The sequence below is a fragment of the Mycobacteriales bacterium genome (assembly GCA_035550055.1).
Classification (GTDB): domain Bacteria; phylum Actinomycetota; class Actinomycetes; order JAFAQI01; family JAFAQI01; genus DASZTV01.
Window position 1 is genome coordinate 1 of sequence record DASZRO010000013.1, and the last position, 9,528, is coordinate 9,528.

Here is a 9,528-nt window from a genome sequence, read left to right on the forward strand (position 1 = left end):
CGCGCCGCAGGACCTGCTGCGGGCCTCGCGATCCTGCGTGACGTGGACGCGACGTCGCTGGCCGGATCGCCGCTCATCCCGAGTGTGCGCGGCGACCTCCTCGAACTGTCCGGTCAGTACGCCGAAGCGGCGAGCGCGTTCGCCGAGGCCGCGGCGCTCACCCGCAACGGAGGGGAGCGAGCGGTGTTGCAGCGCCGGGCCGAGGAGAACCGCCGCCGCGCCGCCCCCGCCTGACCCCCCGGCCTGACCCCCCGCCTGGCCCCCCGGGTCCGAAGTAGCACACAACGTCGCCGCCGAACCGGACGGGAAGGGCCGAATCGGTGCATTTCGGAGCCACTTGTGTGCTACTTCGAACCGGCGGGCCTCGGTTAGGTTTGGCGCGTGGAGATTTGGTACAACCCGCGGTGCTCGAAGTGCCGGATCGCCAAGGAGGCGGTGGAGTCGGCGGGAGTCGATTTCAACCTACGGCTCTACCTGGACCAGCCGCCGACCGAGGCCGAGCTCCGCGACGTCATCTCGCGTACCGGTCTCGAGCCGTGGGAGATCTGCCGGACCGGTGACGCGCCCGGTCTCGGGGTGGCGCTGCCGGCCAAGGACGCAGCGCATCGCGACGAGTGGGTCTCGGTCATGCTCGCCAACCCGCCGCTGATCCAGCGACCGCTGGTCATCGCCGACGACGGTACGGCGTACGTCGCTCGCGACGAGGACGCGGTCGCTGCGGCGATCGACCACTCGCGCTAGCGGCGGCTCACTGCCAGACGCGCACGTAGTCGACCAGCGTCGTCGCCGGCAGCTGGGTAGCGGTCGTCGGCGCGTCTGTGTTCACGCCGAGCGCCTGCGTCAACGCGAGGAAGAACGGCTGGTTGAACGGTGCCGGGCTGGCGACGTCTGACGGCTGATAGTTGTCGACGAGGCAGACGTTGCCGTTGTAGGTCAGGGTGATCTGACCGGGCTTCCAGACGACCGCGTAGTCGTTGAACTGCGTCGGGTCGATGATGCAGGTGTAGTCGTTGGTCACGATGTTGGTGTTCGTCGTCGTGTTCACCGTCGACTTGTTGTAGACGTAGTGGATGTACGGGATGACCTGGTTCTCGTACAAGCTGTAGAACTCGGCGAAGTCGATCTCGCCCGACGCCGGCTCGCCGCCGCCGTACAACGTGTCGTTGTTGGGCCAGAGCCAGAACGTCTCCTGCAGGCCCTTCACCGCCGACTGCGGCAGCTTCGCGCGCACCTCGAAGCGGCCGTACTCCTGGCTGAACAGGTGATAGGTGGTGAGCTCGCCGCCCTCGTACTGGGTGGAGAAGCTGCTGAGTGCGGAGGTCTTGCAGCTGAACTTCGCGGCCGCCTTCACGACCGACAAATGCAGGTAGCCGCCGGACACCGAAATCGTGTCGGGGTTGTTCTCGTAGCAGACGCGGTACGGAGCGACGCCCGTGGTGTAGTTGCTGCCGTTCGTCAGCTGCGGCAGCCACTTCGAGGCGTCGTACATCGTCCCGTTGAACTCGTCGTCGAAGGTGCACACCCACGCAGTGCCGTCCGGCTTGGTGAGTGTCTCCCCGCCGCAGTCGCCGGCCGGCGGGTTGGAGGGCGTCGGCGTGGGCGACGCGGTGGTGGGCGTGGGCGTGGGCGTCGGGGTCACCTTGCACATGCCGAGCAGCTGCTCGAGGCCGTTGCACGCGGTCGCCTTCGTCGTGGCGTTGGGCGCGGCGGCGGAGGCGCCGATGCTGGTCAGCACCATGGAGGCGCCGAGTACGGCGGCGACTGCAAGGCCGGCAAAGATCCGACGAGGTCTCATGATCGTGAGTATCGGGGTCGCTGCGCCACATTTCCACAACGAGCGACTTGACCCTCACGTGACGTGAGGGCAAATAGTGCCGGGTATGGAAGGTGACTACACCGTCGGCCGGGTTGCGGCGCTCGCCGGTGTGACCGTGCGGACGTTGCACCACTACGACGAGATCGGGCTCGTGGTCCCGTCCGGCCGGACCGCCGCCGGCTACCGGGTCTACGAGCCGCCGGACATCGATCGGCTGACCCGGGTGCTGACCTATCGCGGCCTCGGCTTCGCCCTCGACGAGATCGCCGAGCTGCTGGACGACCCGAGCGCCGACCACGAGACCCATTTGCGCCGTCAGCGGCAGCTGCTGGTCGAGCGCGGTGAGCAGCTGAGCGCGATGGTGGCGGCAATCGACCGGGAGCTGGAGGCGACCGCAATGGGCATGAGGTTGACCCCGGAGGAGCAGCTCGAAGTGTTCGGCACCGACAAGGTCGGTGGCGAATGGGCGGAGGAGGCCGAGCAGCGGTGGGGCGAGACCGACGCCTTCCGCGAGTCGCAGCGACGTGCGGCCACCTACACCAAGGCCGACTGGGCGAGGCTCAAGGAGGAGTCCGACGACGGCCTGCACCAGTTCGCGGCCGCGCTCCAGCGAGGCATCCCGCCCGCAGGGGAAGAGGGCCAGGCGCTGGCGGAGCAGCATCGGCGGTTCCTGTGCCGCTGGTTCTACGACTGCGGGTATGAGATGCATCGCAATCTCGCCGAGATGTACGTGGCGGACGAGCGCTTCACTGCGACGTTCGACCAGGTCGCGCCCGGCCTCGCGACGTACGTTCACGATGCGATCGTGGCGAACGCCGACGCCCACGGCGGGTGACCGGTTGACGCCGGCGGGAACAATGAATGCATGACCGAAGCAGCCGAGAACGCCACTCCCTCAGCTTCCGGAAGTCGCTCGTCCGCCGACGTGGTGCGAACGTTCCTCACCGCCTTCGCCGACGGGGACGCCGACCTCGCGGTGTCCCTGGTCGCCGACGACCTGGTCTACGAGAACGTGTCGCTGCCGACCATCCGTGGCAAGCGACGGTTCGACAAGGGCGCCCACGACTTCTTCAGGCGAGGGATCGGCTTCGACGTGGTGATCCACCGGATCACCGAAGACGGCGCGACCGTCATGACCGAACGCACCGACGCGCTCACCTACCGCCGGTTCCGGTCGCAGTTCTGGGTGTGCGGAGTCTTCGAGGTGCACGACGGTCTCATCACGCTGTGGCGGGACTACTTCGACTGGCGCGACGTGACGGTCGCCAGCGTGCGCGGTCTGCTGGCGACCGTCGTCCCTGGCTTGCGGGCGTCGTTCTGACGCGGCTGCCGACCTCGCCGTTGCTCGATCGGATCCGGGCGGCGGTGATCGGGGACGACACGTTGATGGCCGGTCCGTACGGCGCACGCCGGGTGACCTACGCCGACTACACGGCGAGTGGCCGGGCGCTGACATTCATCGAGGACTTCATCCGCGACGCGGTACTCCCGACGTACGCGAACACCCACACCGAATCCAGCGGCACCGGCCGTCAGACCACCCGGCTTCGCGAGGAGGCGCGGGCGGTGATCCGCGAGGCCGTCGGTGGTGACGACGACGTCGTGGTCATCTTCACCGGCTCGGGCGCGACCGCAGCGATCGACAAGCTCGTCCGGATTCTCGGGCTACGGGTCCCGCCGCAGCTCGACGACCGCTATGCGCTGACCGCGGCGATCCCGCGAGCCGACCGCCCGGTCGTGTTCGTCGGACCGTACGAGCACCACTCCAACGAGCTGCCGTGGCGGGAGACCATCGCTGACGTCGTGGAGATCCCCGCCGACGCGGACGGCCACATCGACCTCGCCGCGCTCGGCGCCCGACTCGTGGAGTACGCCGACCGGCCGCTTCGGATCGGTTCGTTCTCAGCCGCGTCGAACGTCACCGGCATCGTCACCGACACCGCCGCGGTCGCCCGCCTGCTGCATCGCCACGGCGCGCTGTCGTTCTGGGACTTCGCGGCAGCGGCGCCGTACGTCGACATCACGATGTCACCGGCCGACCCCGAGGCCCGGCTGGACGCGGTCTTCATCTCGCCGCACAAGCTGATCGGTGGTCCCGGCACACCCGGCGTGCTCGCGGTGCGCCGTGAGCTACTGACCAATCGGGTGCCGACGGTTCCCGGCGGCGGCACCGTCGCCTATGTCAACCCGCTCGAACACGTCTACCTCGACGACCCGGTGCTGCGCGAGGAAGGTGGCACGCCCGACATCGTCGGCGCGATCCGAGCGGGCCTGGTGTTCGGTCTCAAACAGGCGGTCGGCGTCGGCCAGATCAAGGCGGTCGAAGACGTCCTGCTGGCCCGGGCGGTCGAGGCGTGGTCGCAGGAGCCGGCGATCGAGATCCTCGGCAACCTCGACGCCGAGCGGCTCTCGATCATCTCTTTCGTCGTACGAAAGCCCGGCGGCCGTTATCTCCACCACAACTTCGTCGTGGCTCTGCTCAACGATTTGTTCGGCATCCAGGCGCGTGGCGGTTGCTCGTGCGCCGGGCCGTACGGTCATCGGCTGCTCGGGATCGACATCGAGCACTCGCTGGCCTTCCAGCACGAGATCGCCGCCGGCTGCGAGGGGATCAAGCCCGGCTGGGTGCGGGTCAGCTTCGGCTACTTCATCGACGACGCCGTGGCTGACTACCTCATCGAGGCGGTGCGGTTCGTCGCCGCCGAGGGCGAGCGGTTCCTGACCGACTACCGGTTCGACCCGGTGACCGGGCTGTGGCGGCACCGGCAGGCACTCGCCGACCCGCCGTTGCGCCTCGCCGACATCCGCTACGACGGAACCGGGCCGGACCCGATCCCGCGCGCCGACTCCGCCGTTCTCGCGACGTACCTCGACGAGGCTCGCCGGCTCGCGGCCCAGCGGCCTCGACCGGACCGCGACGTCTCACCGAGCGGGCTGGCAGCCGACGCGGAAGCGCTGCGCTGGTTCGACCTCCCCCCGTCCTGCCTCTCCCCGAAGTAGCACACAACCCGCGCCGATCTGGACGGGTTCCGCGCTTCCTGTCCGGTTCCGGGAGCGGGTTGTGTGCTACTTCGGGGAAGGGGGGTCAGCCGAAGGTGAAGTCGTACGCCTTCACGCCTGGGCTGGCATGGAGCTCGAGGATGCCGTGCTGCACGGCCGATCCCGAGTAGATCGTGTAAAGGGTCGGTACGCCGGAGACGTGCTGCGTCGCGAGCGGCCTGCCATTGAGCGTCGCCGTGACCGTGCCGTCACCGGCCAGCACCAGGTAGACGTCGGAGGCGGAGACGTTGATCCGCAGCGCGGCGTCACTGCCCGCGAGGATGTCCTGCGACTCGACGGTCCAGGTCCCGGCGTACGACAGGTGGCCGGCCGCCAGCGAGGACGCGAACGTGTACGCCTTCGGCGCGTTCCTCGCGATGACCGGTCCGTCGTAGCGCTCGAGTCGTTCGTAGCCGAGATAGCTCTCCGGCGTACTCGCCCGCATCGGGGTGTCATCCGGCACGTCTGTGGTCGACGGCAGGTGTCTGACGCCGTTTGCGGTGAGCAGGGCCCGGATCGCCGCCTCGGTCTGTCCGTAGTCACCCTCGCCGACCGAGCCGTACCTCACGTTGCCGTCCGGGTCGATCAGGTACTCGGCCGGCCACGAGTCGTTGCCCCAGGCGTTCCACGTGCCGTAGTCGTTGTCCATGGCGACCGGATACGCCACGCCGAGCCGGGCGATCGCTGACGCGACGTTGCCGACGACGTGCTCGAAGTCGAACTCGGGAGTGTGCACCCCGACCACCTCGAACCCGTCGGAGTGGTAGCGGGCGTACCACGCCTCGACGTGCGGCAGGCTGCGCAGGCAGTTGATGCAGGAGTAGGTCCAGAAGTCGACGAGCACGACCTTGCCCTTGAGCTGGGCGAGGTTCAGCGCAGCGCCGTCGGGAGTGTTGAACCAGTGAGTGACGTCCGCGAAGTCCGGCGCCTTCCCGTAGACCGGCAGGTCGGCGGCACTCAACGTCGGGATCTGGTCGGCCATCGGCATCATCGACGGCTGCGGCCTCGGCTTGCCCCGCAACGAGTTCTGTAGCGACTTCGCCTGCGCGGACTCGTGAGGGTTGCTGATCCCGTCGAGGTCGGAGTGAATCGAGGTGCTGTTGGTCAGGTGGTTCTCGATCGAGGCGGAGTACGACGGGATCGCGGTCTGCAATGACGTAGCGGCACCGAACGTGATGGCCACCGCACTGGCGAGCAGACCGACGCCGCCGGCCTGCCGCACGCGCACGGCGTGGGTGCGCAACCAGGCGACCGCCTTCGTCAGCCGGCTGGTGAGCAGCACCAAGCCGAAAATCGGCACCGCGATGCCGAGGGAGTACGCGACGGTCAGCGCTACGGCGTCGACGCCGAACGAGCCCTTCTGTGCGCCCACGGCACTGATCGCCGAGAAGATTGGTCCGGCGCACGGCAGGTAGAGCAGCCCGAGCGAGGCGCCGAGCACCAGGCCGCCGGCGGAGCTGTCCGGCGCCCGGTTGAGGCCGAGCCGGGCGAACGGGCGTTCCAGCAGCAGCCCGACCTTCGGGACGAGGAACCCGACGGCGAGCAGGTAGAGCACGACGAGCGCGAGGTCGTAGCGAAGGCCGAGCGGCAGACCGAGTGCGGTGAGCAGGCGGATGCTCAGCAGCGCCGAGAGCCCGAACGCGAGCGCCAGGCCGGCCGCGATCGCCAGCGCCCGCCTGCGCCCGCCTGCGGTGACACCGGAGGCGATCACGGCCGGCAGCACCGGCAGGATGCACGGCGTGATGATCGTGAGGAGGCCGGCGAGAAACCCGATCAGCAGCAGCAACGGACTCATCGAGGCCGGCTTCCTTCGTCGTCGAACGCCACCACGCGGCCAAACGTACGCCTGGCAAACCTCGGCAGCGGACGGCCGCCGGGCCGATTACGATTTGGTTCCGGATCAAAGGAGGGCGACGGCCGATGGCGCCGCGTCGACGAGTCGCGTGGCTCGGCGCAGCCGCACTGCTCGCGGGCGTGCTCTCCGTCGCCGTGCCCGCGTCGGCGGCGCGGTCTCCGCAGCCGGCTCCGCTGCTGTCGGTCCAGGTCAGTGGCAACCGCCCCGCCGGCGGTACGGCGAAACGAGTGCCTGCCGCAGTGGGCGTCGAGACCTGGAAGTCCGGTGACTTCGCCGGCTTCTCCGCCGTTGCGGACAAGGACTTCGGGTTGTGGCGCGGCCGGCCGATCACCAGCGCCACGGACTTCCAGACGAACTACTCGTGGCAGCAGTTCGACCAGGCCGAGCGGGTCACGACCATCTGGCGCAACCAGCACCAGGGCATCTTGCTGTCGATCGGCGTACCGCTGTGGGCGGGCTTCGGCTACAACCATCTGGCCGCAGCCGCGAGCGGGTACTACGACAAGCACTTCGTCGCGATGGCGCAGCACCTGGTCGCCGCGGGGCTCGGTCACTCCGTGCTGCGGCTGGGGTGGGAGTTCAACGGCGACTGGTTCAACTGGGGCATCGGCTCGACCGGCAAGCCGGCCGATTACGACACGCGGGCGCGCGAGTTCGCCCAGGCGTGGCGCCACATCGTCACGGCGATCCGCAACGTCAAAGGCGCGCACTTCACCTTCGACTGGTGCGTCGCCGCGGGTCCGCACTTCCGCAACTTGAAGCTCGCCTACCCGGGCAACGCCTACGTCGACTACATCGGGATGGACGTCTACGACTGGAACCGCGCCGGACAGGCCGATACGGCGCAGGCGCGCTGGCACGCGATCGTCCATCAAGGCACTGGTCTGGCGTGGCTGGCCAAGTTCGCGGATGCGCATCACAAAGCCATTTCGATTCCGGAGTGGGCGTTGGTTCACGACCAGGCCAGCAAGGCGCACTCCGGTGGTGACGACACCTTCTTCATCAACCACATGCACCACTGGTTCGCCACGCACAACGTGGCGTACGAGAACTACTTCAACTCCTACGACGGGCTGATGTCGTTCGTGATGGGCGGGTCGAGCAACCAGTTCCCGGCCGCAGGCCAGCTCTACCGGCTGCTGTGGGGCCGCCCGGGTGGCGTCCGCCACTCCATCGCGATCTCCTAGTCCGTGCAGTGCTGCCGGCTGAGCCGCCGTGAGCTGATCCGCTGGGCGGCCGTCGTCTCCTCGACGTCCCTGCTGCCCGTCCTCGATCCGGAGCGCAGCTACGCCGCGGCCAGCCGCAGCGACCTCCCGGCGATCGGCATGAACGCCGAGCTCGTCACCGTCACGCCGACGAGCGCCATCGTGACCTGGTACACCGGGGTGCCGGGGCTGACCGGCGACTCGCTCGCGCCGAGCCCCCAGGACACCGAGCTGCGGCTCGGGACGAACCCGCTCCGGCTGCGGACCGTGCTGCACGAGACCCGTCGTACGCCGTTTCACTACGCGGAGATCCACGGTCTCGAGCCCGGGCGCACGTACTACTACCAGGCGCTCTCCGACGGGCTGCCCGTGCTGCCGGCGGTCAACGCGACGGGCAACCCGGTCGGTGTGGCGACGACGACGACGGAGGGCCTGCGCGGGCTGACCGACGTCTTCGCGTTCACGACACCGCAGCCGCCGCCGGGCCGCCATCTGTTCACCATCGCGCTGGCCAACGACGTGCACATGGGCGAGACGGTCGCCGGCCTGATCAAAACGGTGGGGCCGATCCAGGTGCCTCCGGGCATCTCGCAGGTCGCCGGCGAGCCGCCGTACTCCGACGTCATGTGCGCGGCGATGGTCGCGGACGCGAAGACGCGTGGCGCCGACGTCCTGCTCGTGGCAGGCGATCTCACCAGCGAGGCGCAGCCGGTCAACGCGCGCAAGGTCAAGGAGCACCTCGACCGGTTCGGCAACTATCGCGAGGACTACTTCGTCGTCCGCGGAAACCACGACCGCCAGCACAGCGGGCCGGACTACGACACCTGCAGCGTCTCAGCGGTGGACCCGTCGGCGCGCGACTGCTTCAAGGACGTCTTCGACCCGCGACGACCGATCTGGTTCGCCAAGCAGCTGCACGGGCTTCGGGTGATCGGGATCGACACGTACGACAAGAAGGGCAACGGCGGTGACAACGGCGCACTGTCGGCGCACCAGATGGACTGGTTCACCCGTGAGCTCGCGAAGGACCCGGACCGCCCGACCATCGTGTTCGGGCACCACCCGGTGACCTTGGCGTCGGACGTCGTCAACGAGGAGCCACTCGTCTTCGACCTCAACCTGAAGCAGTCGGGCAAGATCCAGGCGGCGTACGCGAAGACGCCCGGGGTGTTCTTCCATCACCAGGGCCACACCCACCGCAACTACCGGTCTGCGGGCACGAGCCCCGGCGTGGTGTTCCAGGAGGTCGCGGCGACGAAGGAGTACCCGGGCGGGTTCTCATTGCTGCGGATCCACGAAGGCGGCTACTCGCTCAACTTCTACAAGACCCGCAGCGACCTCGCGCGTGAGTGGAGCGAGCGCACCCGCGGCGAGTACCTCGGGGTGGGTGCCAGCGCGTTCTACCAGTCCGGATCGATCGGCGACCGCAACTACGTCGTGACGCGCGACCTCTCGGGTCTGACGGCAGCCCGCTAGGGAATCACTGATCAATGCATGTCCTGCTGCGCGTCGCCCGGATCGACGGCTGGACCGCGTTGTCGTCGTCGGCGGTAGCGCTGCTACCGCGCTCCTCCTCCGCCTTGCCAGCCGCCGCCCGGATCGCCGCTCGCGAC

9 protein-coding genes are annotated in these 9,528 nt (G+C 68.7%); 7 read left to right on the top strand and 2 right to left on the bottom strand.

Annotation, left to right across the window (positions count from 1 at the left end; genetic code table 11):
* Together VG899_01805 and VG899_01810 are read left to right on the top strand one after the other, a co-directional pair.
* Positions 1 to 234, top strand: a 234-nt coding sequence (locus VG899_01805; GenBank protein ID HWA65089.1) for an RNA polymerase subunit sigma-24, incomplete at its 5' end; no start/stop codon positions are given.
* A 147-nt stretch (positions 235 to 381) separates the two neighbouring features.
* Entirely contained in the window at positions 382 to 741 is a 360-nt protein-coding gene (locus VG899_01810; GenBank protein ID HWA65090.1) for an ArsC/Spx/MgsR family protein, read from the top strand.
* A gap of 7 nt (positions 742 to 748) precedes the next feature.
* On the opposite strand, the gene VG899_01815 is transcribed toward VG899_01810, so the two are convergent.
* Positions 749 to 1,795 (bottom strand): glycoside hydrolase family 16 protein, encoded by a 1,047-nt coding sequence (locus VG899_01815; protein HWA65091.1) that lies wholly within the window; start codon positions 1,793 to 1,795, stop codon positions 749 to 751.
* 85 nt (positions 1,796 to 1,880) lie between these two features.
* On the opposite strand from VG899_01815, the gene VG899_01820 reads away from it, so the two are divergent.
* From VG899_01820 to VG899_01830, 3 genes are read left to right on the top strand one after another with little or no spacing between them, the layout of a single operon-like run.
* Positions 1,881 to 2,651, top strand: a complete 771-nt coding sequence (locus tag VG899_01820; protein ID HWA65092.1) for a MerR family transcriptional regulator — start codon at positions 1,881 to 1,883, stop codon at positions 2,649 to 2,651.
* A gap of 30 nt (positions 2,652 to 2,681) precedes the next feature.
* Entirely contained in the window at positions 2,682 to 3,137 is a 456-nt protein-coding gene (locus tag VG899_01825) for a limonene-1,2-epoxide hydrolase family protein (GenBank protein HWA65093.1), read from the top strand.
* A gap of 20 nt (positions 3,138 to 3,157) precedes the next feature.
* Entirely contained in the window at positions 3,158 to 4,816 is a 1,659-nt protein-coding gene (locus tag VG899_01830) for an aminotransferase class V-fold PLP-dependent enzyme (GenBank protein HWA65094.1), read from the top strand.
* Between the two features lie 85 nt (positions 4,817 to 4,901).
* Here VG899_01830 and VG899_01835 read toward each other — a convergent pair whose 3' ends face one another.
* Complete coding sequence (locus VG899_01835; GenBank protein ID HWA65095.1) at positions 4,902 to 6,650, bottom strand: cytochrome c biogenesis protein DipZ; 1,749 nt, start codon at positions 6,648 to 6,650, stop codon at positions 4,902 to 4,904.
* Between the two features lie 125 nt (positions 6,651 to 6,775).
* Here VG899_01835 and VG899_01840 point away from each other — a divergent pair, with 125 nt between their 5' ends.
* On the top strand, positions 6,776 to 7,897 hold the full coding sequence (locus tag VG899_01840) for a glycosyl hydrolase (GenBank protein ID HWA65096.1): 1,122 nt from the start codon (positions 6,776 to 6,778) through the stop codon (positions 7,895 to 7,897).
* 3 nt (positions 7,898 to 7,900) lie between these two features.
* Positions 7,901 to 9,391 (top strand): metallophosphoesterase family protein, encoded by a 1,491-nt coding sequence (locus VG899_01845; protein HWA65097.1) that lies wholly within the window; start codon positions 7,901 to 7,903, stop codon positions 9,389 to 9,391.
* The last annotated feature ends 137 nt before the right edge of the window (positions 9,392 to 9,528 follow it).

What these genes read in the sequence shown, in the direction of transcription:
- VG899_01815 (HWA65091.1), bottom strand. Translation starts at nt 1,795, where the DNA reads ATGAGACCTCGTCGGATCTTTGCCGGCCTTGCAGTCGCCGCCGTACTC.
- VG899_01820 (HWA65092.1), top strand. Translation starts at nt 1,881, where the DNA reads ATGGAAGGTGACTACACCGTCGGCCGGGTTGCGGCGCTCGCCGGTGTG.
- VG899_01825 (HWA65093.1), top strand. Translation starts at nt 2,682, where the DNA reads ATGACCGAAGCAGCCGAGAACGCCACTCCCTCAGCTTCCGGAAGTCGC.
- VG899_01835 (HWA65095.1), bottom strand. Translation starts at nt 6,650, where the DNA reads ATGAGTCCGTTGCTGCTGCTGATCGGGTTTCTCGCCGGCCTCCTCACG.
- VG899_01840 (HWA65096.1), top strand. Translation starts at nt 6,776, where the DNA reads ATGGCGCCGCGTCGACGAGTCGCGTGGCTCGGCGCAGCCGCACTGCTC.